25 protein-coding genes are annotated in these 19,776 nt (G+C 59.7%); 12 read left to right on the plus strand and 13 right to left on the minus strand.

The genetic code is table 11. The features are described from left to right. Positions 1 to 6: 6 nt before the first annotated feature. Positions 7 to 540 carry a hypothetical protein gene (locus tag SOP97_RS14200; protein WP_322949706.1) on the minus strand — a complete coding sequence of 178 codons (534 nt, stop codon included), beginning with the start codon at positions 538 to 540 and terminating at the stop codon, positions 7 to 9. A 124-nt stretch (positions 541 to 664) separates the two neighbouring features. Here SOP97_RS14200 and pgm point away from each other — a divergent pair, with 124 nt between their 5' ends. Both pgm and SOP97_RS14210 read left to right on the plus strand, forming a co-directional pair. Beyond that, positions 665 to 2,317: a phosphoglucomutase (alpha-D-glucose-1,6-bisphosphate-dependent) gene (gene pgm, locus SOP97_RS14205; protein ID WP_322949707.1), complete on the plus strand. Its 1,653-nt coding sequence runs from the start codon at positions 665 to 667 to the stop codon at positions 2,315 to 2,317. A 16-nt stretch (positions 2,318 to 2,333) separates the two neighbouring features. Then, complete coding sequence (locus SOP97_RS14210) at positions 2,334 to 2,693, plus strand: winged helix-turn-helix domain-containing protein (RefSeq protein ID WP_322949709.1); 360 nt, start codon at positions 2,334 to 2,336, stop codon at positions 2,691 to 2,693. Between the two features lie 10 nt (positions 2,694 to 2,703). Here the strand turns inward: SOP97_RS14210 and gluQRS are convergent, their stop codons facing one another. Together gluQRS and dksA are read right to left on the minus strand one after the other, a co-directional pair. Further along, entirely contained in the window at positions 2,704 to 3,591 is an 888-nt protein-coding gene (gene gluQRS / locus SOP97_RS14215; protein WP_322949711.1) for a tRNA glutamyl-Q(34) synthetase GluQRS, read from the minus strand. Positions 3,592 to 3,651: 60 nt separating this feature from the next. Continuing rightward, positions 3,652 to 4,095 (minus strand): RNA polymerase-binding protein DksA, encoded by a 444-nt coding sequence (dksA, locus tag SOP97_RS14220; protein WP_274088801.1) that lies wholly within the window; start codon positions 4,093 to 4,095, stop codon positions 3,652 to 3,654. A gap of 195 nt (positions 4,096 to 4,290) precedes the next feature. Between dksA and SOP97_RS14225 the strand changes: the two genes are divergently transcribed. Then, a complete protein-coding gene (locus SOP97_RS14225; RefSeq protein WP_274088800.1) occupies positions 4,291 to 5,472 on the plus strand; it encodes a pyridoxal phosphate-dependent aminotransferase in 1,182 nt (393 codons plus the stop codon). Beyond that, the gene (gene sfsA / locus SOP97_RS14230) at positions 5,462 to 6,169 is read left to right on the plus strand and encodes a DNA/RNA nuclease SfsA (RefSeq protein ID WP_322949713.1); all 708 of its coding nucleotides are present in this window, start codon (positions 5,462 to 5,464) and stop codon (positions 6,167 to 6,169) included. Before SOP97_RS14225 ends, sfsA begins: the two co-directional genes overlap by 11 nt. Before the next feature lie 24 nt (positions 6,170 to 6,193). Here sfsA and cysZ read toward each other — a convergent pair whose 3' ends face one another. Then, positions 6,194 to 6,922, minus strand: a complete 729-nt coding sequence (gene cysZ, locus SOP97_RS14235; RefSeq protein ID WP_322949716.1) for a sulfate transporter CysZ — start codon at positions 6,920 to 6,922, stop codon at positions 6,194 to 6,196. Positions 6,923 to 7,184: 262 nt separating this feature from the next. Here cysZ and trxB point away from each other — a divergent pair, with 262 nt between their 5' ends. Beyond that, positions 7,185 to 8,132, plus strand: a complete 948-nt coding sequence (trxB, locus tag SOP97_RS14240) for a thioredoxin-disulfide reductase (RefSeq protein ID WP_274088797.1) — start codon at positions 7,185 to 7,187, stop codon at positions 8,130 to 8,132. A gap of 137 nt (positions 8,133 to 8,269) precedes the next feature. On the opposite strand, the gene SOP97_RS14245 is transcribed toward trxB, so the two are convergent. From SOP97_RS14245 to folM, 6 genes are all read right to left on the minus strand, one after another. Then, entirely contained in the window at positions 8,270 to 8,857 is a 588-nt protein-coding gene (locus SOP97_RS14245) for a putative glycolipid-binding domain-containing protein (protein WP_322949718.1), read from the minus strand. Between the two features lie 247 nt (positions 8,858 to 9,104). After that, positions 9,105 to 9,449 carry a HopJ type III effector protein gene (locus tag SOP97_RS14250; protein ID WP_322949720.1) on the minus strand — a complete coding sequence of 115 codons (345 nt, stop codon included), beginning with the start codon at positions 9,447 to 9,449 and terminating at the stop codon, positions 9,105 to 9,107. Further along, complete coding sequence (locus SOP97_RS14255; RefSeq protein ID WP_322949722.1) at positions 9,446 to 9,739, minus strand: DUF1244 domain-containing protein; 294 nt, start codon at positions 9,737 to 9,739, stop codon at positions 9,446 to 9,448. Before SOP97_RS14255 ends, SOP97_RS14250 begins: the two co-directional genes overlap by 4 nt. A gap of 122 nt (positions 9,740 to 9,861) precedes the next feature. Then, complete coding sequence (folX, locus tag SOP97_RS14260) at positions 9,862 to 10,233, minus strand: dihydroneopterin triphosphate 2'-epimerase (protein WP_322949724.1); 372 nt, start codon at positions 10,231 to 10,233, stop codon at positions 9,862 to 9,864. Further along, positions 10,233 to 10,793 (minus strand): GTP cyclohydrolase I FolE, encoded by a 561-nt coding sequence (folE, locus tag SOP97_RS14265; RefSeq protein WP_274088792.1) that lies wholly within the window; start codon positions 10,791 to 10,793, stop codon positions 10,233 to 10,235. Before folE ends, folX begins: the two co-directional genes overlap by 1 nt. Before the next feature lie 23 nt (positions 10,794 to 10,816). Further along, positions 10,817 to 11,527, minus strand: a complete 711-nt coding sequence (gene folM, locus SOP97_RS14270) for a dihydromonapterin reductase (protein WP_322949726.1) — start codon at positions 11,525 to 11,527, stop codon at positions 10,817 to 10,819. A 262-nt stretch (positions 11,528 to 11,789) separates the two neighbouring features. Here folM and SOP97_RS14275 point away from each other — a divergent pair, with 262 nt between their 5' ends. Continuing rightward, on the plus strand, positions 11,790 to 12,086 hold the full coding sequence (locus tag SOP97_RS14275) for a hypothetical protein (protein ID WP_322949728.1): 297 nt from the start codon (positions 11,790 to 11,792) through the stop codon (positions 12,084 to 12,086). A 5-nt stretch (positions 12,087 to 12,091) separates the two neighbouring features. Here the strand turns inward: SOP97_RS14275 and SOP97_RS14280 are convergent, their stop codons facing one another. Further along, complete coding sequence (locus tag SOP97_RS14280) at positions 12,092 to 12,514, minus strand: thiol-disulfide oxidoreductase DCC family protein (RefSeq protein ID WP_411912069.1); 423 nt, start codon at positions 12,512 to 12,514, stop codon at positions 12,092 to 12,094. 88 nt (positions 12,515 to 12,602) lie between these two features. Between SOP97_RS14280 and SOP97_RS14285 the strand changes: the two genes are divergently transcribed. Beyond that, positions 12,603 to 13,556, plus strand: a complete 954-nt coding sequence (locus SOP97_RS14285) for a MerR family transcriptional regulator (RefSeq protein ID WP_322949731.1) — start codon at positions 12,603 to 12,605, stop codon at positions 13,554 to 13,556. A 206-nt stretch (positions 13,557 to 13,762) separates the two neighbouring features. Continuing rightward, on the plus strand, positions 13,763 to 15,541 hold the full coding sequence (locus SOP97_RS14290) for an acyl-CoA dehydrogenase C-terminal domain-containing protein (RefSeq protein ID WP_322949733.1): 1,779 nt from the start codon (positions 13,763 to 13,765) through the stop codon (positions 15,539 to 15,541). Between the two features lie 146 nt (positions 15,542 to 15,687). Here the strand turns inward: SOP97_RS14290 and SOP97_RS14295 are convergent, their stop codons facing one another. Further along, positions 15,688 to 16,299, minus strand: a complete 612-nt coding sequence (locus SOP97_RS14295; protein WP_322949735.1) for a hypothetical protein — start codon at positions 16,297 to 16,299, stop codon at positions 15,688 to 15,690. Between the two features lie 51 nt (positions 16,300 to 16,350). Continuing rightward, positions 16,351 to 16,812 (minus strand): PAS domain-containing protein, encoded by a 462-nt coding sequence (locus SOP97_RS14300; protein WP_274088785.1) that lies wholly within the window; start codon positions 16,810 to 16,812, stop codon positions 16,351 to 16,353. A gap of 112 nt (positions 16,813 to 16,924) precedes the next feature. On the opposite strand from SOP97_RS14300, the gene SOP97_RS14305 reads away from it, so the two are divergent. The 4 genes from SOP97_RS14305 (at position 16,925) to SOP97_RS14320 (ending at position 19,628) form a co-directional block, all read left to right on the plus strand. Continuing rightward, positions 16,925 to 17,377 (plus strand): flavodoxin, encoded by a 453-nt coding sequence (locus SOP97_RS14305; protein WP_322949736.1) that lies wholly within the window; start codon positions 16,925 to 16,927, stop codon positions 17,375 to 17,377. Further along, positions 17,377 to 17,844: a cupin domain-containing protein gene (locus SOP97_RS14310; RefSeq protein WP_322949737.1), complete on the plus strand. Its 468-nt coding sequence runs from the start codon at positions 17,377 to 17,379 to the stop codon at positions 17,842 to 17,844. Before SOP97_RS14305 ends, SOP97_RS14310 begins: the two co-directional genes overlap by 1 nt. A 114-nt stretch (positions 17,845 to 17,958) precedes the next feature. Further along, positions 17,959 to 18,741, plus strand: coding sequence for a class II aldolase/adducin family protein (locus tag SOP97_RS14315; protein WP_322949739.1), 783 nt, complete (start codon positions 17,959 to 17,961; stop codon positions 18,739 to 18,741). After that, positions 18,738 to 19,628, plus strand: coding sequence for an alpha/beta fold hydrolase (locus SOP97_RS14320; protein WP_322949741.1), 891 nt, complete (start codon positions 18,738 to 18,740; stop codon positions 19,626 to 19,628). The genes SOP97_RS14315 and SOP97_RS14320 overlap by 4 nt, the downstream gene beginning before the upstream one ends. Positions 19,629 to 19,776: the final 148 nt, after the last annotated feature.

Genomic DNA, 19,776 nt, shown 5'->3' on the forward strand with positions numbered 1-19,776 from the left:
GCCCGCTTACTCCTGGTTCTGTGCGGCTTTCAGGGCCTCGTAAGCCGGGGCGGCGTAGATGCCGACTTCCACTGCCAGCTCCATCACCCGCGCCAGGTCGCTGCTGTACACCAGTACGGCTTGCAGGGCTTCATCCAGCGGCTCGCTGAGATCCACTAGCACATAACCCTGAGTTTCCGGCGACAGGCTTGCGAGTTGTACCTGAATGCGATTCAGCGCTTTCAGCGGCTCGACCTTGGCCAGCTGCTTGGGCTTGAGCACAAAGCTAACCTGTGGGCCGAACGACTCGACGATTTGCTGGAACAGCGCCTCATAAGTATCTGCCTGGAACAGCACGGTTTCCGGCAGGCTACCGATGACCACCCATTCGCCCAGCGGAATCGGGAAGCTGTCGTCGTAGTTGATATCCGGGTTGGCGGCGAGAAATGCCTGCGGGTCGGCGTAGGCCTGGGCCGCTTCGTCGGCGATCTTGCTGATTTCTTCCGGCAACATGCAGCCCGAGCTTATTTTGCTGATCAGTTCTTCGAGCTGGGCTTTCATGCGGATATTCCTCGGGCGGTAAAAAGGTTGGCAAGCATAGCCTGAAACCCGGGCGCTGCGTTTGCCCTTGGCAGCCTGTTAAGCTTGTGCGCTTTGGCTGAACCCACAACACAAGGAGCCCTCTGTGAGCGCGCGTATCCACCCATTGGCCGGGCAGCAGGCCCCCGTTGAGCGACTGACTGATATTGCTGCGCTACTGGCTGCTTATTACGACCTGCAGCCGGACGCCTCTGTGGCGAGCCAGCGGGTCGCGTTCGGTACCTCCGGGCATCGCGGCAGCTCGCTGGCGCACAGTTTCAATGAGGCGCATGTGCTGGCGATCAGCCAGGCGATTTGTGATTACCGTAGCGCCCAGGGCATCAGCGGGCCGTTGTTTATCGGTGCCGATACCCACGCGCTGTCGCAGCCGGCGCTGGACAGTGCGATTGAAGTGCTGGCGGCCAATGGCGTACAGACGATGATTTCCGCTGGCGGCGAGTTCACCCCAACCCCAGCTATCTCCCAAGCTATTCTGGTGCACAACCAGGGCCGCACTGCAGGCCTGGCCGATGGCATCGTCATCACCCCCTCGCACAACCCGCCAGACAGCGGCGGCTTCAAATACAACCCGACTAACGGCGGCCCCGCCGACAGCGACATCACCACCTGGGTGCAGAACCGCGCCAATGCCCTGCTTGAAGGCGGCTTGCGTGAGGTTAAGCGCATGCCGCTGGCGCAGGCGCGCCAGGCCGCTTGCGTGCATGAGTACGACTACCTCGGCAGTTATGTGAATGACCTGGGCACTGTCATCGATTTCGCGCCGATCCGCGCCGCTGGTCTGCGCATGGGTGTCGATCCGCTGGGCGGTGCTGGCGTGCATTACTGGGGGCGGATTGCCGAGCAGTACGGCATCAATCTGGATGTGGTCAGTCAGACCATCGACCCACAGTTCGCCTTTATGAGCCTGGACTGGGACGGGCAGATCCGCATGGACCCGTCCTCCAGTCATGCCATGCAGCGCCTGATTGGCCTGAAAAATGGCTATGACATCGCCTTTGCCTGTGACACCGATTACGACCGTCACGGCATTGTGGCGCCGAGCGTCGGCCTATTGCCGGCTAACCACTTTCTCAGTGTGGCGATCGATTACCTGTTCCAGCATCGCCCGCAGTGGAGCGCCAAAGCGGCCGTCGGCAAAACCCTGGTCAGCAGCGCAATGATCGACCGTGTCGCTGCACGCTTGGGTCGCCCATTGCAGGAAGTGCCGGTGGGCTTTAAATGGTTTGCCAGCGGCCTGTTCGATGGCTCCCTGGGCTTTGGTGGTGAAGAAAGCGCCGGCGCGACCTTCCTGCGCCGCGATGGCCGTGTCTGGACCACCGATAAGGATGGCATCGCCCTGGCGCTGCTTTCCGCAGAAATGACCGCTGTGAGCGGGCGTGACCCTGGCGAGCTGTATCAGGGGCTGAGTGATGAGTTCGGCATCATCTACGCCGACCGTGTCGATGCGCCCGCAACTCCCGCGCAGAAGACGGCTCTGGGCAAGCTCTCGCCTGCGCAGATCAGCAGCCGTGAGCTGGCCGGCGATGCGATTACCCAGGTGCTCGACAAGGCGCCGGGTAATGGCGCGGCGATTGGCGGCATCAAGGTAGTCAGCGAGGGTGGCTGGTTTGCCGCGCGGCCGTCGGGCACTGAAGACATCTACAAGATCTACGCCGAGAGCTTTCGCGATGCAGCGCACCTGCAGCGCATCTTCAGCGAAGCGCAGCAGATCGTTGATGCCGCGTTGGTCACGCCATAAATTTTAGGGTGTACCTATGTATCGCCTCGATCTGAAAATCCGCCTGCACAACGGCGCTGACATCGCGCTCGGCCCTGGCAAGGCAGAGCTGTTGGAGGCGATTGCTTTGCATGGCTCGATCAGCGCGGCGGCCCGTGCCTTGGGCATGTCCTATCGGCGTGCCTGGCTGCTGGTGGAGACCATGAACCGCAGCTTCCGCCAGCCGCTGGTCAGCACCCTGGCGGGCGGCAAGCACGGTGGTGGCACGCAGTTGACCGAGATGGGTGAGCAGGTGTTGCAGCGCTACCGCGCCTTGTGCGCACAGGCGCTTATGGCAGTGCAGGGTGGTTGCGCGGAGTTGGCTGAGCTATTGGCTGAGCCTGCTGCCGAGGGCTGAATCCACGCGCTCAGCGCAGCTGCGCTTCAGCCATTGTCAGGCGACGCGGAATACGAGTGGCATCCCAGTGCTGGCTGGCCCAGCGCAACAGCTCTGCGGGGTGGCCGTAGTTGGCGCCGTCCGGCAATGTTTGGCCGAGGGCGCGCAGGGCGCGGATCAGCAGTGGGGTGGCCTGGTCGGCCGGCAGCGGAGGTGAGCGGTAGGATTTACCTAGCTTGTGGCCATCGGGCTGGGTGATCAGCGGCACGTGCAGGTAGCGCGGTTGCGAGAAGCCCAGCAGTTCTTGCAGGTACAGCTGGCGCGGGGTGGAATCGAGCAGGTCGGCGCCACGGACGATATCGGTTACGCCTTGCCAGGCGTCATCCAGCACCACGGCTAACTGGTAGGCAAACAGCCCATCGCGGCGACGAATCACAAAATCGCCGACCTCACGGCCCAAGTGCTGGCGGTAATCGCCCTGCACCCGATCAATAAAGTGGTAAGTCAGCTCCGGTACACGCAGGCGGATCGCCGCATCCGTAAAGCCATGGCCAGCATTGCGACAGGTGCCGGGGTAGATGCCGTGGCTGCCTTCCAGCTGCTTGCGCGAGCAGATGCAGGCGTAGGCCAGGCCCTGGCTGAGCAGGCGATCGACCAGGGCGGCGTATTCGCTGTGGCGTTCACTCTGGCGTACCAGTTCGCCGTCCCACTCGAAACCGTAGCTTTCCAGCGCTTTCAGGATCGCCGCTTGGGCACCGGCCACTTCACGGGGCGGGTCGAGGTCTTCCATGCGCAGCAGCCAGCGGCCGTTTACCGCGCGCGCGTCGAGGTAGGACGCCAGGGCTGCGACCAGAGAGCCGAAGTGCAGGTAACCGCTGGGGGTGGGGGCGAAACGCCCAATGTAGGCAGGTGTGTTCATGCGCAGGTGTCACAGAAAGGCAGAAACAACAGAGGGTGCCGAAGCACCCTCTGGGTCAGATCAGGAACCGACCTGTTTTTCTTTGATTTCCGCCAGCGTCTTGCAGTCAATGCACAGGGTGGCGGTAGGGCGGGCTTCGAGTCGGCGGATGCCGATTTCTACGCCGCAGGAATCGCACCAGCCGTAGTCGTTGTCTTCAATCAATTGCAGAGTTTCGTCGATCTTCTTGATCAGCTTGCGCTCGCGATCACGGGCGCGCAGTTCCAGGCTGAATTCTTCTTCCTGGCTGGCACGATCCGCTGGATCGGGGAAGTTGGCTGCTTCGTCCTGCATGTGGTGCACAGTACGATCAACTTCCTGCATCAATTCCAGCTTCCACTTATTGAGGATGCCGGTGAAGTGGGCGCGCATTGGCTCGCCCATATATTCTTCGCCTTTCGTTTCTTTATAAGGCTCAAAACCACGAGTCAGTTGGCTGCTTTTTGCTTTTGCTTTGGTGGGCATGGATGACCGCCTCTCACTCTTCTGATCCACTGCGCAGGACGGTGTCCCTTGCCGATTCTACGTCGAGTAGAACTGGCCCTGCGGCTGCAAGCGGGCGAACTTACCAGAACAACTCAGCCTGCGCTACTCCCGGTTGTCGAAGCTGTGTCGGGTATGCTTTAGAATCCGCGTCTTATTTCAGATCAAGGCAGCCCAATGGCCCAGTCCTACAGTGCGCGCAGCCGCGCCATAGAACCTTTTCATGTGATGGCGCTGCTGGCCCGGGCCAATCAGCTGCAGGCTGACGGCCATGATGTGATTCACCTGGAAATCGGCGAGCCGGACTTCACCACGGCCGCGCCGATTGTCGCCGCTGGGCAGGCTGCGTTGGCTAATGGGCATACCCGTTACACCGCGGCGCGTGGTTTGCCGGCCCTGCGTGAGGCGATTTCCGGCTTTTACGCCGAGCGTTATCGCCTAAGCATCGACCCCGAGCGTATTCTGATCACGCCGGGTGGCTCGGGCGCCTTGCTCTTGGCCACCAGCCTACTGGTCGACCCCGGTAAACACTGGCTGTTGGCCGACCCAGGCTACCCCTGCAATCGACACTTTTTGCGTTTGGTTGAAGGCGCCGCGCAACTGGTGCCGGTAGGCCCTGAGGTGCGTTATCAGCTGACTCCTGACTTGATTGAGCGTTACTGGGATCAGGGCAGTGTCGGTGCCTTGGTCGCCTCGCCGGCCAACCCCACTGGCACCTTGCTCAGCCGTGATGAGCTGGGCGGCTTGTCCCAAGCGCTAAAAGCCCGTGGCGGGCATTTGGTGGTGGACGAGATATACCACGGCCTTACTTATGGCGTGGAGGCGGCCAGCGTGCTGGAGGTGGACGACGAGGCCTTTGTACTTAACAGCTTCTCCAAGTACTTCGGCATGACCGGCTGGCGGCTGGGCTGGCTGGTGGCGCCACCGGCCGCGGTGCCTGAGTTGGAGAAGTTGGCGCAGAACCTCTATATCAGCGCCCCAAGCATGGCCCAGCACGCCGCATTGGCGTGCTTCCAGCCGCAGACTCTGGAAATACTCGAACAGCGTCGCCACGAATTTCAGCGCCGCCGCGATTTCCTCCTGCCGGCGCTGCGTGAGCTGGGTTTCAAAATCGCCGTGGAGCCAGAGGGCGCTTTCTATTTATATGCAGACATCAGCGCGTTCGGCGGCGATGCCTTTGCCTTCTGCCAGCACTTCCTAGAAACCGAGCATGTGGCCTTTACCCCCGGCCTGGATTTTGGCCGTTATCAGGCCGCGCAGCACGTGCGTTTTGCCTATACCCAGGACTTGCCGCGCCTGCAGCAGGCGGTGGACCGCATCAAACGTGGCCTGAATAGCTGGAAACCCCATGCAGTTTGAGCCGCCGTTAGAAGAGGGGCGTTTACTGCGCCGCTACAAGCGCTTTTTGGTTGATATTGAGACCGCCAGCGGCGAGCTGCTGACCATCCACTGCGCCAATACCGGCTCGATGCTCAATTGCATGAGTGAAGGTGCGCGCATCTGGTTCAGCCGCAGCAATGATCCCAAACGCAAGTTGCCGGGCACTTGGGAGATCGGCGAAACGCCGCACGGTCGCCTCGCCGTGATCAACACCGGGCGCGCCAATGCGTTGGTGGAAGAAGCGTTGCGCGCCGGGCTGATTGCCGAGTTAAACGGTTTTACCCAGCTCAAGCGCGAAGTGCCGTATGGCCAGGAGCGCAGCCGTATCGACTTTCGCCTGGATTATCCAGCGGGGCCGGCGTTTGTCGAAGTGAAGAGCGTGACCCTGGGCTTCGCCGACAGCCGTGTTGCCGCCTTTCCCGATGCGCGCACCGAGCGTGGCAGCAAGCACCTGCGTGAACTGGCCGCGCTGGCCCGTGAGGGTACTCGCGCGGTGCAGCTGTATTGCGTCAACTTGACGGATATAGAGGCCGTGCGCCCCGCCGAGGAAATCGACCCGGCCTACGCCGCCGCCTTGCGCGAGGCGGTCAGCGCGGGTGTTGAGGTGCTGGCCTATGGCGCCGAGGTCAGTGCGCAGGGCGTGCGCCTGACTAAGCGCTTGGAGGTGCGGCTCTAAAACGCGTCGTTAGGTGAGGGCGGGTTAACCGCGCTCACGCACCCAGAACACCGTCGCCCCTGCTACCGCCGCTGGCATCATCAGGATATTCAGCCCCGGCACCAGCAAGGCGGCATAGGTGATGCCGCCAAACCCCAGGCTCTGCCAGCGTTTCTCACGCAGCCAGGCGAGCATGTCTGGCCAGCTCATCTTGTTGTTGTCCGCCGGGTAGTCGATGTATTGGATGGCCATCATCCATACGCCAAACAGTAACCACAGCGGTGCGGCAATCAGATTGACCACCGGAATAAAGGTCAGAATCAGCAGGGCAATGGCGCGAGGCAGAAAATAGCCCAGCTTGCGCATCTCGCGGCCTAGGGTGCGCGGCACCATCGCGGCCAGCTCAGCCCAGCTAAATGGCGGGAATTGATCCTGACCACGCACCACCACTTCGACCTTCTCCGCGAGAAAACCGTTAAACGGTGCGGCGATGATATTGGCTAGCATGGTGAAGGTGAAAAACACCATCAGCAGCACCAACACCACAAACAACGGCCACAGCACATATTCGAGAAAGCTCAGCCAGCTCGGCAGGCTCGGCATAAAGGTATCGACCCAGCCGCCAAACTGCTGCACCGCGACGCCGATCAGCGCGGTAAACAGCAGCAGGTTGATGCTCAGGGGCAATAACACGAACAGTCGCAAGCCAGGGCTTAAGACCAGTTTCAGGCCTTCGCTCAGGTATTGCGGGCCAGTGAGTACGGGGGCAGACATGGGTGTGTTTCCATGGGAGTGAAGTCGCGCCGACCTTACCGGCTTTGCTGGTCAGGGGAAAGCGCATGCAATGTGCGCTCACGATTGTTTGGCTCGCCATAGCGCGCGTCTATGCCCCGCATTGGTAAAGCATATTTCCGCCTGATCGTGGCCGGGCATAGGCTGCCCGTCATCCCTTTATGGGGCTTCCGAACGTATGGCCTTCCCCGGGTTTTCTGGAAGCCCCGGTTTATTGCTGCCGGCGTTGCCGGAGGAGTTGCTGATGTCTGCTGATCGTCATGCTCGCGTGATTATTCTGGGTTCCGGCCCTGCTGGTTATAGCGCGGCGGTCTATGCCGCACGGGCCAATCTAAAACCGTTGCTAATTACCGGTATGCAGGCCGGTGGCCAACTGACCACCACCACCGAGGTGGATAACTGGCCAGGCGATGTACACGGCCTGACTGGGCCTGCATTGATGCAGCGCATGCAGGAGCATGCCGAGCGCTTCGAGACGGAGATCGTCTATGACCATATCAATGCCGTTGACCTAGCCGGTAAGCCGTTCACCCTGGTCGGCGACAGCGGCACCTACAGCTGTGATGCGTTGATCATCGCCACCGGAGCCAGCGCCCGTTATCTGGGCTTGCCCAGCGAAGAAAGCTTTATGGGTAAGGGCGTTTCGGCCTGTGCCACGTGCGATGGTTTCTTCTACCGCAACCGTGAGGTCGCGGTGGTCGGTGGCGGCAACACAGCGGTGGAAGAGGCGCTGTACCTGGCCAATATCGCCAGCAAGGTGACCTTGGTGCACCGCCGCGAAACCTTCCGCGCGGAAAAGATTTTGCAGGACAAGCTGCAGGCGCGGGTGGCCGAAGGCAAGATCGTGCTTAAGCTCAATGCCGAGGTAGACGAGGTGCTCGGCAACACCATGGGCGTGACCGGCGTGCGGCTGAAGAACAACGATGGCAGCTTCGATGAGCTGAGCGTTGACGGCCTGTTCGTCGCCATCGGCCATACGCCGAACACCTCGTTGTTTGAAGGCCAGCTGGCGCTCAAAGACGGCTATCTAGTGGTCAGCGGTGGTCGCGAGGGCAACGCCACTGCTACCAGCGTCGCGGGTGTGTTTGCTGCCGGCGATGTGGCCGACCATGTCTACCGTCAGGCGATTACCTCGGCGGGTGCCGGTTGCATGGCGGCGCTGGATGTGGAGCGTTATCTCGACGGCCAGTAGGCGGCTGCTTACCAGCGACTGCGCGCGGCCAGGCGGCGTTAAAAATGCCTGGCCTTCGCACGCTACCGTTGTAAGCCCCCGCTAGAGAATGAATAAAGCCTCGATTGAATCGAGGCTTTTTGTTGTTTGCTCGGCGCTCAGACCCAGGTGTTCAGCTTGAGGTCCCTTGAACTCAAACGCAGGAACTGGTCACTGGCTTTGACCAGCAGCGCGTGTTCATCGACGGTCAGTTCGCGGCTTTTCCGGCCCTGTAATTCGCTGCGGTAGAGGGTTTGCCCGCGTTCTTCGCGCAGGCGCTGGTAGCGCTGGCTGCGCGCCTCGACTTTGAGGGTCAACAGGTCGACGTAAGCCACCTGCATCAGTTCGCTTTGTCCGGTTTCCAGGGCGCAGCGTTGCAGGAGTGGGGTGTGGGTAAAGGGCGATTCGGAGAGCATGACCTGCCGGCAGGCGCTGAGGTCAGGGCGCGGCTCGCCGTTGTGGAGCCAGTTGCCGCGGATGTCACGTTTCAGGTTGAGGCTGCGCTGGCCGTGGTTGTCGACCTTTAGCCAGAGGCGGCGAAAGCGCCAGCGCGGGTCGCAGTTAATCACGTAGGTCGCGGCGATGCTATGGCCTTGCAGGCTTTGCATCAGATGGCTGGTGGCGTTGATGCCGTGTTCATCGATATTCAGGCGCAGATTCTCCACGCCGGGGTTGTGCCATGGTTTCCATACCAAGGATTGCTGCATCTAGCGACTCCAAGCCGTGTCAGGTTGGAGAAACCGGGGAGGAACGGCAATGACGCTGCTCGGAGCACCTTCCCTGGTGTTCTCGTTCGAGTAATGGCGCGCAGCATAGGGCGATCAAGCTGCGATGTCTGTCAGCCGTTGCCGACAGTTATGCAAGGTTCTATGGCCTGCCATCTCTGGCGGTCACCCTGCGGGCCGTCGCTGCGCGACGTTAAAAATGGCTCCCGGCTATTTTTTGCGCGAGTGACTACAAACTGTTGCGTTGCAGCGATGGCTGCTCGAAGCGTACGCCGGCCAGGCCGGTGTCCATCAGTGCGCGGATATTGCCGTGGTCGTTGCCGCTCGGGGTGGCCAGCACGCTGCGGTAGTGCTCGCCAAAGCACTGCAGGGTTTCTTCCAGGCTCAGGCCTTCAAGTAGGGCAAGGCCGAGGGTCTTGCATGAACCTTCGTTCTGGCCGGCAGCATTGTCGACTGCACCATTGCGGAAAGCGCTGGGCTGGTACTGGTAGTACTCGGCAATAAACGCCAGCGTCTGCGCGAAGGTGAAGTGTTCGCTGCGCAGTTGTGCGCGAAAATCGTCTAGGGCGCTCATGCCTCTTTTCCTTTACTAAATGCGGCCTGTTGTTCGGCGCTGGCTTCTTTCTGGTATTGGCTCTTCCACTCGGCATACGGCATGCCGTAAATCTCTTCGCGTGCTTGATCCATGGTGAGGTCGACGCCTGTGTCATCGGCTGCCGCTTTGAACCACTTGGACAGGCAGTTGCGGCAGAAACCGCTGAGGTTCATCAGGTCGATATTCTGTACATCCGGGCGCGAGCGCAGATGTTGCACCAGGCTGCGAAAAGCGGCGGCTTCAAGTTCGAGGCGTTGTTGATCGTTCATGAGGATGCTCTCTGTAAGCAGGCAGGGGAGGCGTGGCGGGGATGATAAAAGGATGCCTGCCGTGCGGCAACGGCCCCGGCGCAGGGGCGCCGGGTGTATGCGAATCGATGGTTAACGCAGGGCTAGCGGTGGCCGGCGAGGGTGATCGACACCGACTCGGCAAAACGTAGGGCGTGCAGCTTGTCCACTTCCACTTCGGCGTAACGCACTGCGTCGTTAACCATGACCAGGTCAAGAATCTCTTGGGTCATGCGCTCCAGCAGGGCGAAGCGATTTTCTTCGACGTGGCGAATCACCGCCTTGGTGATGGTGCGGTAGTTCAATGCATGATCAATATCGTTATCACGCACCGCATCGGCAACGGGGTAGAGGATGGTCAGGTTAATCAACACATCCTGCTTGTTGTTGATCTCCTCTTCCTTGATGCCGATGTAGGTGCGCAGGCGCAGGTCTTTGACGCGAATACGCGCCATTCCAGGTTCCAGTCTCGGCATTATTTACCCCGTCCGATCAGTTGCAGGAATTCATGGCGAGTGTTGCAGGATTCACGGAAGGCTCCCAGCATCACTGAGGAGGTCATCACCGAATTCTGTTTCTCCACGCCGCGCATCATCATGCACATGTGTTTGGCTTCGATCACCACGGCCACGCCGGCGGCGTTAGTGACTTGCTGGATCGCGTCGGCAATCTGCTTGGTGAGGTTTTCCTGGATCTGCAGGCGGCGCGCGAACATATCGACGATGCGTGCGACCTTGGACAAGCCCAACACCTTGCCGGTGGGGATGTAGGCCACGTGGGCCTTACCAATAAAGGGCAGCATGTGGTGTTCGCACAGCGAGTACAGTTCGATGTCGCGGACGATCACCATCTCGTCGTTATCCGATTCGAACAACGCGCCGTTGACCACTTCTTCCAGGCTCTTGTGGTAGCCGTTGCAGAGGTACTGCATGGCTTTGGCGGCGCGCTTGGGTGTGTCCAACAGGCCTTCGCGTTCTGGGTTTTCACCGACGCCGAGGATGATTTCGCGGTAGTGATTGTTCATATCTAGAGTCATTGCAAAGGTCCTCGCGACCGGGCTCATTTAAGGTGGCGGCCGCCGTTGACAGTCAGTGTGGTGCCTGTGATGTAAGGGTTATCCAGCAGGTAACGTAAGCTCTGGTAAATCACCAGTGGCCCAGGCTCGATGCCCAACGCCGATTTTTTTAAGGTTTTGCTGCGGTACGTATCGTCATCGTCTGTGTTGAACATGATTAGCGCGGGTGCAATGCCATTGACCTTGATCTGTGGCGCAAAGCGGGCGGCAAAGGAGAGGGTCAGGCTGTCCAGCCCGGCTTTGCTCGCGCAATAGGCAGGACGCTTGGCGCTGCCTTTGCGGGCTACGTCATCGCTGATGTGGATGATGTCGGCGGGCGTTGAGTTTTCAAGCAGCGCCTGGCAGTTCAGGTTGATTAGATAGGGCGCGAGCATGTGCACGTTGAACTGTTGGGTAAATACCGCTGCTTCCTCGCCCGGAGTTTCCTCCAACCAGTCAGAGGCGTTGTAGACAATGGCGCGCAGGCTGTCGGTGTGCTGTTTGAGTCGCTCGATAAACGCCAGGATGCCCGCTTCGCTGGCAAAGTCTGCTGGCAGTGCGAGGGCACCCCGCTGCTTGAGGCGCTCTATACCTGCACGCTCACTGCGGTAAGTGACAATCAACGGGTGGCCGTCATCGAGCAGGCGTTCGGCGCAATACAAACCGATGCGCTGGCTGGCTCCGGTAATCAGAATGGGGGCGGCGCTGACGCTCATGCTCGACTCGCAGAATAATTAAGGTGGGTTCAGCGATGCTGTGCCGGGATACCTGACCAGTACGACACGGCCTCGACTGAACCGGAATCAAAGTTATACCAGCGTGGCTCTTTGTACAACCATGCGTGCTGTGGGTGTACTCGCTCTGCAGCGGGTCATTCGCCTATTTCATTGAGCTGCATCGTTATTTTTCGCAAATACAGGCTGAAATAAATTGTCCTTATCGTGTACAAGATAGGTTTTCTTGTACAGGTATGGCGTCATGAAGCCCTGGCGGTTAAGCATTTCTATGTTGTGCGGGCGAGTCAGTCGCGTCGAGGTCGTGGCGCTGCGCTGTTGTGGTTACTGCGCGCGTATTGTTTTCCGCGCAGGCAATGTGCAGGTCTTGGAATATGCGCCAGGGCAGCCGCTCTGGCCTGAGCTGGCGCTGTTGAAAGCGCGCCTGCGCCGCTGTGGCGTGCGCCAGGCGCGGTTACTGCAGCCAGAAAGCCATGACGAGATTATTGGCAGGCCTAAGCTGCTTGAGGCCGACCCAGGGTTGTGGCTAGCGCTGAAGTAGCTGGCTCAGCGCGGGTCTTTGCTGTTGCACTGATTGTCTGTGCAGCGCTGGCCGGCATCCGGATGAGGCAACCACGTGAGGTGTGGGCGTAACCGGCAGAACAGTCGATAGCCCAGCTCCAGCACGGGTCGCAGCGCTGGCCACGTCAGTGGTGCGGCCCAGCGATCAAGGCCCGCGGCGCGCCAGCTCCACAGTGTCGCATCCAGGCCAGTGACCCATTCGCCGTCGGCAAAACGCGCGTGCAGGCGGTTTTGCAGTGTTTCCTTGGAGTAGCCGGTGGTTTCAGCCTGAAAGTCCTCGCGGCTGATATCAACCAGGCTCAGGCGCTCGCTGCTGGCGCGCTTGCGCAGCAGTAGAATCTCGCGCGCGCACAGTGGGCAATCACCGTCGTAGTAAAGGGTCAGCGGCCAATGCGGTTGCATATTCACACTCTCAACATTTGTATAGGTTTTGTACAAAGTATGCGCTAAAGAGCTGAGTTACAATGCGCGCACTATTTTTCTGTGATAGCTGCCCATGTCTGATCTCGTTGGTGCTTCGTCCCTGGTTTCGAGTGCCCTCAAGCAGGAAGAGTTGTTTCCTATTCGTGAGGTGGCGCGCCTGACCGGTGTTAACCCGGTTACCCTGCGGGCCTGGGAGCGGCGCTACGGGCTGATCCAGCCAACCCGTACCGACAGTGGCCATCGCCTGTATTCCCAAGCCGATATTGAGGCGGTGCGCAGCATCCTGGCGTGGATCGAGCGCGGCGTGGCGGTGAGCAAGGTCGGTAAGATTCTTGCTAAAAGCAGCTCGATCAAATCGGCCAGCTCGCCTATCTATGAAGAGGTTAGCGCCAGTGAGTGGGGCGAATGGCAAGCTCAGCTGCGCCGCGCCATCAGTGCTTTCGATGAGGTGCGCCTGGATCGCCTGTACGGGCAGATTTTCTCCAGCTATCCGCTGCCGGTGGTGTTTCAGGACATCCTGATGCCGCTGTGGCAAGAGCTGCTGCTGCGTCAGGACGAGTACGGCCAGACCAGCGAGTGGTTGTTCCTCGACACCTTTCTACGTGCCCGCACGCTGCAGCGTTTGCAGGTGTTGCGCACCCAGGTTGAAGAACGCGTGCTGCTAGCCGCCTTGTCGGGGCATTGCCGTGAGTTGGAGCTGCTGGTGGCTGGGCTGCTGCTCAGCAGCGCCGATACTGCCGTCAGTGTGCTGGGGCTGGGTCAGCCACTCGAAGAGCTGACCCTGATCTGTGAAAAAATGCAGCCTCAGGCGCTCGTGCTGTTCTCCAATCAACCGCCCAGTGACGATTTGCCGAAAGTGCTCACGCGCCTGGCGCTGGCATTGAATTGCCCGCTGGTGATGGCCGGCGACGGTGCCGACCTGGCCGAAGAAAGCCTCAGCGGTTCGCCTATTGCCTGTTTGGGCAACGAAGGCCGCTTGATGCAACGCCGCTTGCAGCAGTTTCTTGCCGGGCATCTGGATACCTAATTCCGCTGTGTAACGCCCTCTGAATGGCCTTGCTGCGTCCGCGCAGTGGGGTTTTCGCATGTCTTCGGTTCCTGCTCGGTTTTGCTTGCTTGTACAGCTTGTACAAGAAATAGCTTGCTGCTTGCGAATTTTGGCTGTACAAAAGCTATACATTGTTAGTTTGTGTATAGCTTGTATCCACTTGTACAGCTTGAGGACTCAGCAACATGACCCAATACCGCGCACCCCTTCGAGATATGCGTTTCATTTTTGACGAGGTGCTCGACGCTTATGCCACCTTGCAGTCGCTGCCTAGTCAGCGCGAGTTCGGAGACGACCTCGGTGGCGCCATTTTAGAAGAAGCCGCCAAGCTAGCGGAGAACGTACTGGCACCGCTCAACGGGTCAGGCGATAAGCAGGGTTGCCATTACGACCCGGAAACCAAATCGGTGAAAGCGCCCGACGGTTTTCGTCAGGCGTATAAGCAGTTTGCTGAAGGCGGCTGGACTGCCTTGGCCTGTACGCCTGAGTTTGGCGGCCAAGGTTTGCCAAGCGTGCTGAATATGATGGTTGAGGAGATGGTCTGTTCGGCCAACTTGTCTCTCGGCATGTACCCGGGCCTGACTCACGGCGCGATTAATGCACTCACCGCCCACGGCGCTCGCGAGCTGCAAGAGCGTTATTTGCCGAAACTAATCAGTGGTGAGTGGACGGGCACCATGTGCCTGACCGAACCCCAGTGCGGCACCGACCTCAGCCTGATTCGCACTCGCGCAGTACCGCAGGCCGACGGTAGTTATGCCATTACTGGGACCAAGATCTGGATCACTGGTGGCGAGCACGACCTGGTCGACAATATTCTGCACCTGGTGCTGGCCAAACTGCCGGATGCACCCGATAGCGTCAAAGGCATTTCATTGTTCCTGGTACCCAAGTTCCTTGAAGACGGCAGCCGTAACCCAGCCTTCTGTGGCGGTTTGGAACACAAAATGGGCATCAAGGGATCTGCGACCTGTGTGATGAATTTTGAAGGTGCGCAAGGCTGGTTGATTGGCGAAGCCAACAAGGGCCTGAAGTGCATGTTCACCATGATGAACTCCGCGCGCCTGATGGTCGGAATGCAGGGGCTAGGCATTGCTGAGAGCGCCTATCAGGTGAGCTTGGGTTTTGCCAAAGAGCGCCTGCAGAGCCGTTCATTGTCAGGCCCGAAAGCGGCTGACAAACCGGCTGACCCGATCATTGTGCATCCCGATGTGCGGCGTAACTTGCTGCGCCAGAAGGTGATGATCGAAGGTTGCCGTGCACTGGCGTATTTCACCGGCCTGCATGAAGACGTAGCCCACGACCATGAAGACGCTGCCGTGCGTGAGCAGGCCGATGATCTGGTGCAGCTGCTGACTCCGGTGGTGAAGTCTTTCCTCACGGAAGAAGGCTTCAACTGTGCCAATGCGGGGCTGCAAGTGCTCGGTGGCTCCGGTTACACCGAAGACTGGGGCATTGAACAATTGGTTCGCGATGCCCGGATTACCCTGATTTATGAAGGTACCAACGGTATCCAGGCGCTTGATCTAGTCGGCCGCAAGTTGGGTTTGGGTGGTGGTCGCGCCGTGCGTAACTACTTTGCCCTGGTCGAAGGCTGGCTCAAGGCCAATGCCGATAGCGAGCATGCCGCTGCGGTAGGCGCAGCACTCAAGCAACTGCAGCAGGCAACATTGTGGATTGCCAGCGAAGGGATGAAAGACCCCGAGCAAGCGGGCGCTGCTGCGACGCCTTACCTGCGACTGTTTGCGCTGACCAGCCTGGCCTGGATGTGGGCGCGGATGGCCGCAGTGGCCAAGGCCAAGCTGGCGGCGGGCAGCACTGAGACCCTTTTCTACGGCGCCAAGTTGAAATCTGCAGACTTCTTTATGGCGCGCATCTTGACTGAAACCGACAGCCTATTGGCTGAGGTAAAGGCCGGTAAAGCCACGCTGATGGTGTTTAGCGAAGAGGAGTTTGCCGCCTAAAACGACTGCGCAATCCGATAGCCAGCGTGTACCGCCCTTTCGGCTATCGGATTTTTTATCCCTGCCGCAGGATCTTCCTGCACTTAGACCCGCCTTATTTGCGGGTCTTTTTTTGTCTGGCGCTTATGTGCCCAGCGTTTGATTGCTTAGGCTGAGCTTGCGCCTAACTGTTGCTCTTGCTGGATGTGTTGCCGGTAGATGAACTCACGCAGGTGCTCGTCGCTCTGTGGGTCCATCGCGTGCAGGTGGTAAGCCAGCAGGCCGTCATCGGTCTTGCGTACGAAGGCTCCGCTCACGGCAATTGGAGGAAGGTCATTCACCGGCAAGATCAGATCAAACCGCTGAGGCGCTTTGCGTTGTGCGCGGTACTCAATCAGTGCGCCACTCATCGACAACTGATGAACCCACAGATCGCTGGGTTGCGCGCTGCGGGTATGCAGCGGCAGCGGCTCGGGGAGCGGCGAGCGCCACGCACGGTTGATTTCACCTTCGTCGAAAATCTGCGGTGCGCTGAGTTGCAGTTGCGGCGCGCGCCTGCCGTTTTGGCTGAGGTGCAGGTCAAAGGTCAAACGCTGGTTGGCGATGTGCGCATGCAGGCTCATTGGCTCATTGACTGCGCAGTGTGCGAGCAGCTCGCTGAGCTGCTCGCCAATATCGGCCTGCATGCGCGGTTGCCGGCGCTGCTCAGAAGTCTCTGGCTGATTCAGCTGGCGGATAAACGCCAGCTCAGCTTGGGTCAGGAGTGCTTGTTCTTGCATGGTCGCGGTCTACATCAAATTGCAATAACGCTGTGACCGCGCCTGGTCGAATTAGTTACTGCCGGTCGTCGCCTGCAAACGGGCCAATTCCGCTTTCAACGTAAGCATTTCGGCTTCCAGCTCTTTGACCCGCTCCTGCGCTTGAACCTGCTCGGTGACGTTTTTCTGGATGCCGATGTAATAGGTCAGCTGGTCGGCATCGTTGACCACCGGGGTGATCGACAGCTCATTCCAGAACACGCTGCCGTCTTTGCGGTAGTTGCGAATGATCTGCCGGCACGGGCGGTGCGTCTTAACCGCTTCACGGATGGCATCCAGGCCGGCCTGGTTGCGGTCACCGGCCTGCAGGAAGCGGCAGTCCTGGTAGAGGATGTCGTCACTGGCATAGCCGGTGAGCTTTTCAAAGGCAGGGTTGGCATAGATCAGGATGTTGTCGTCACCTTCCTGTTCGGCAACCACGATGCCGTCGTTGGAGGCGTTGACCACCAGTTGTAGGAGTTTGGCGTTGATCATGAGGCGATTTCCCAGTCTATGTCCGCTGCATTCTAAAACATCCGGGCGGGCTGTCTACTTGCGGCATAATGCCCGTCTTATCGACTTGGTTCTGTATGTTTCGGAGTTATGCATGAAGATCGCCATTCTTTCTGGCTCGGTGTACGGCACCGCAGAGGAAGTTGCTCGCCACGCTGAGCGCCTGTTAAACGCCGCCGGTTTTACGGCCTGGCATAACCCGCGCGCCACCCTGGCCGATGTTCAAGCCTTTGCGCCCGAGGCGTTTCTTGCGGTGACTTCGACCACTGGCATGGGCGAGCTGCCCGATAACTTACAGCCCTTGTATTACGCCATCCGTGATCATTTGCCGGCCTGGAGTGGCTTGCCGGGTGGGGTGATTGCCCTGGGCGACTCCAGTTATGGCGACACCTTCTGTGGCGGCGGTGAACTGGTGTGTGAGCTGTATGCCGAGCTGGGTATTCGTGAGGTGCAGCCGATGCTGCGCCTGGACAGCAGCGAAAGCGTGACCCCGGAAACCGACGCCGAGCCGTGGCTGGCGGACTTTATTGCAGCGTTGCAAGGCTGATGCACCCGCGCGCACAAGCGTTGATCGAGACGTTGCAATTGCAGGCTCACCCGGAGGGCGGCTATTACCGCCGGCTGTTCGAGTCATCGCAGCAGGCCGCCGATGGTCGTTTGTGCAGCAGTGCGATTGTTTTTCTATTGCCCGCAGGCGTGATCAGCCGCTGGCATCGGGTAGATGCCGACGAGCTGTGGCATTACTACGAAGGCGCGCCGCTTGAGCTGCTGATTGCTGAGCAGCCTGATGCGATTCGCCGTGAGCGCCTGGGGCCGGTGGCTGCCGAGCAATTGCCGCAGCGCGCGGTGGTGGCACACGCCTGGCAAAGTGCGCGCAGCCTGGGTGATTTCACCCTGGTCGGTTGCACGGTGGCGCCGGCGTTTGATTTCGCCGGGTTTAGCTTGCTCAGCGATGATGAACAAGCGCAACGCGACTGGCCGTTGCTGCGCCAACTGCATCCTGAATGCGTTTGAACGCCTACGGCTGACCTCTAAGGTCAGCAGGCTGGCCGCCAGGGCGACTTATCTTTCCCGTTACGCTCGCTAGACTGCTTGGCACTTCTAACAAGAATTGCCGAGGAATCTGCCATGACCGTCGCCCACGCCCTGCCTGCTGTAAGCCTCAAGGATCAAGTCTCTGCCGCCGAGTGGCAGACCCGCGTTGACCTGGCTGCGTGTTACCGCTTGATTGCCCTGCATGGCTGGGATGACCTGATCTTTACCCACATCTCGGCGAAGATTCCCGGCAGCGAAGAGTTTTTGATCAACCCCTTCGGCCTGATGTTCCATGAGATCACGGCCTCCAGCCTGGTAAAGATTGATCTTGCCGGTAATAAGCTGATGGACAGCCCGTTCGATATAAACCCCGCCGGTTACACCATCCACAGCGCGGTGCATGAAGTGCGCCACGATGTCGCTTGTGTGGTGCATATCCACACGGCTGCCGGGATTGCCGTGTCAGCGCAAAAGCAGGGCTTATTGCCGTTGTCGCAGCAATCGCTGTTTGTATTGTCCAGCCTGGCCTATCACGGCTATGAGGGCGTGGCGCTGAATCACGATGAGAAGGCGCGCCTGCAGGCCGATTTGGGCGACAAGAATTTTATGATCCTGCCTAACCATGGGTTGCTCACGGCCTCCAATAGCATTGCCGATACCTTTCTGATGATGTTCACCCTGCAGCGCGCCTGCGAGATTCAAGTCATGGCGCAAAGTGGCGGCGCTGAGCTGATTCATATCCCGCAGCAGATTCTTAACGGCGCCAAGGCTATGGTCGCGGGCGTGATGAAAAGCGCGCAAGGCATGGGTGGTTCGCTGGCCTGGCCAGCGTTGCTGCGCAAGCTCGATCAGCAGATGCCAGGTTACGACGCATGAGTGCCTTGCCCGGTATTGCTTTAGCGGCGTGGCGCGCCCAGGGTTTGGGCTTCAACTTCCAGGGGCATGCCATGCGCTACTGGGTGGCGGGTGATGAACACGCCGAGCCGCTGCTGTTGATCCATGGGTTTCCCACCGCCAGTTGGGATTGGCATTACCTGTGGGCGCCATTGGCCGCGCGTTATCGGCTGATTGCCTGCGACATGCTCGGCTTTGGCGACTCGGCCAAGCCGCGCGGGCATGCTTACAGCCTGCTGCAGCAAGCTGACCTGCAGCAGGCGCTGCTTGAGCATCTGCACATCACCGGCCCGGTGCACGTACTGGCCCATGACTATGGCGACAGCGTGGCCCAGGAGTTACTGGCCCGGCATCACGAGCAGCGCTTCAAGCTGGCCAGCTGCGTGTTTCTCAATGGTGGCTTGTTCCCAGAAACGCACCGGCCGGTGTTGGTGCAGAAGCTGCTGCTCAGCCCCATCGGTCCGCTGGTCGGCCGGCTGTTCAGTCGCCAGAAGCTGGCAGCCAGTTTTGCCCGCATCTTCGGCCCGCAGACTCAACCGAGTGAAAGCGAGTTGGATGACTTTTGGAGCCTGATCGCCGAAAACCATGGCCCAGCAGTGATGCATCGCTTGATTCGCTACATGCCCGAGCGCCGCGTGCACCGTGAGCGTTGGGTGTCGGCCATGCAAAAAGGCGGGGTGGCGCTGCGGGTGATTGATGGTGCGGCGGATCCGATTTCCGGCGCACATATGGTCGCGCGTTATCGGGCGTTGATCGCCGATGCCGACACGGTGCTGCTTGCTGGCATTGGCCATTATCCGCAAATCGAGGCCCCCGAGCAGGTTTTGCAGCACTATTTGGCCTTTCGCCAGGCCTTGGCAGTGGGGTAGTCAAACGGCGCGAGCGCTGTGGCAGTGCCTGAAGCTGTTATGCGGCGCTGTCAGCGCCGCCCGGCGTGATTATCCCGCTGCTTTATCGCGCACCATTCAGCGCGGCTCGTGTCTATTGTGACCAGCGCGCGCCTGCTAGACACTCGGA

Origin of the sequence: Pseudomonas spirodelae (genome assembly GCF_034653255.1) — a bacterium.
GTDB classification, from domain to species: Bacteria; Pseudomonadota; Gammaproteobacteria; order Pseudomonadales; family Pseudomonadaceae; genus Aquipseudomonas; species Aquipseudomonas spirodelae.

Bases quoted from the DNA above. Each gene is read 5' to 3' on its own strand.
- SOP97_RS14255 (WP_322949722.1), bottom strand. From the start codon at position 9,739: ATGAACGATCAACAACGCCTCGAACTTGAAGCCGCCGCTTTTCGCAGC.
- SOP97_RS14285 (WP_322949731.1), top strand. From the start codon at position 12,603: ATGTCTGATCTCGTTGGTGCTTCGTCCCTGGTTTCGAGTGCCCTCAAG.
- folE (WP_274088792.1), bottom strand. From the start codon at position 10,793: ATGACTCTAGATATGAACAATCACTACCGCGAAATCATCCTCGGCGTC.
- SOP97_RS14290 (WP_322949733.1), top strand. From the start codon at position 13,763: ATGACCCAATACCGCGCACCCCTTCGAGATATGCGTTTCATTTTTGAC.
- SOP97_RS14310 (WP_322949737.1), top strand. From the start codon at position 17,377: ATGCACCCGCGCGCACAAGCGTTGATCGAGACGTTGCAATTGCAGGCT.
- trxB (WP_274088797.1), top strand. From the start codon at position 7,185: ATGTCTGCTGATCGTCATGCTCGCGTGATTATTCTGGGTTCCGGCCCT.
- folX (WP_322949724.1), bottom strand. From the start codon at position 10,233: ATGCCGAGACTGGAACCTGGAATGGCGCGTATTCGCGTCAAAGACCTG.
- SOP97_RS14250 (WP_322949720.1), bottom strand. From the start codon at position 9,449: ATGAGCGCCCTAGACGATTTTCGCGCACAACTGCGCAGCGAACACTTC.
- folM (WP_322949726.1), bottom strand. From the start codon at position 11,527: ATGAGCGTCAGCGCCGCCCCCATTCTGATTACCGGAGCCAGCCAGCGC.
- SOP97_RS14275 (WP_322949728.1), top strand. From the start codon at position 11,790: ATGAAGCCCTGGCGGTTAAGCATTTCTATGTTGTGCGGGCGAGTCAGT.
- SOP97_RS14320 (WP_322949741.1), top strand. From the start codon at position 18,738: ATGAGTGCCTTGCCCGGTATTGCTTTAGCGGCGTGGCGCGCCCAGGGT.
- SOP97_RS14295 (WP_322949735.1), bottom strand. From the start codon at position 16,299: ATGCAAGAACAAGCACTCCTGACCCAAGCTGAGCTGGCGTTTATCCGC.
- gluQRS (WP_322949711.1), bottom strand. From the start codon at position 3,591: ATGAACACACCTGCCTACATTGGGCGTTTCGCCCCCACCCCCAGCGGT.
- SOP97_RS14210 (WP_322949709.1), top strand. From the start codon at position 2,334: ATGTATCGCCTCGATCTGAAAATCCGCCTGCACAACGGCGCTGACATC.
- SOP97_RS14245 (WP_322949718.1), bottom strand. From the start codon at position 8,857: ATGCAGCAATCCTTGGTATGGAAACCATGGCACAACCCCGGCGTGGAG.
- sfsA (WP_322949713.1), top strand. From the start codon at position 5,462: ATGCAGTTTGAGCCGCCGTTAGAAGAGGGGCGTTTACTGCGCCGCTAC.
- SOP97_RS14225 (WP_274088800.1), top strand. From the start codon at position 4,291: ATGGCCCAGTCCTACAGTGCGCGCAGCCGCGCCATAGAACCTTTTCAT.
- SOP97_RS14305 (WP_322949736.1), top strand. From the start codon at position 16,925: ATGAAGATCGCCATTCTTTCTGGCTCGGTGTACGGCACCGCAGAGGAA.
- dksA (WP_274088801.1), bottom strand. From the start codon at position 4,095: ATGCCCACCAAAGCAAAAGCAAAAAGCAGCCAACTGACTCGTGGTTTT.
- cysZ (WP_322949716.1), bottom strand. From the start codon at position 6,922: ATGTCTGCCCCCGTACTCACTGGCCCGCAATACCTGAGCGAAGGCCTG.
- SOP97_RS14315 (WP_322949739.1), top strand. From the start codon at position 17,959: ATGACCGTCGCCCACGCCCTGCCTGCTGTAAGCCTCAAGGATCAAGTC.
- SOP97_RS14300 (WP_274088785.1), bottom strand. From the start codon at position 16,812: ATGATCAACGCCAAACTCCTACAACTGGTGGTCAACGCCTCCAACGAC.
- SOP97_RS14200 (WP_322949706.1), bottom strand. From the start codon at position 540: ATGAAAGCCCAGCTCGAAGAACTGATCAGCAAAATAAGCTCGGGCTGC.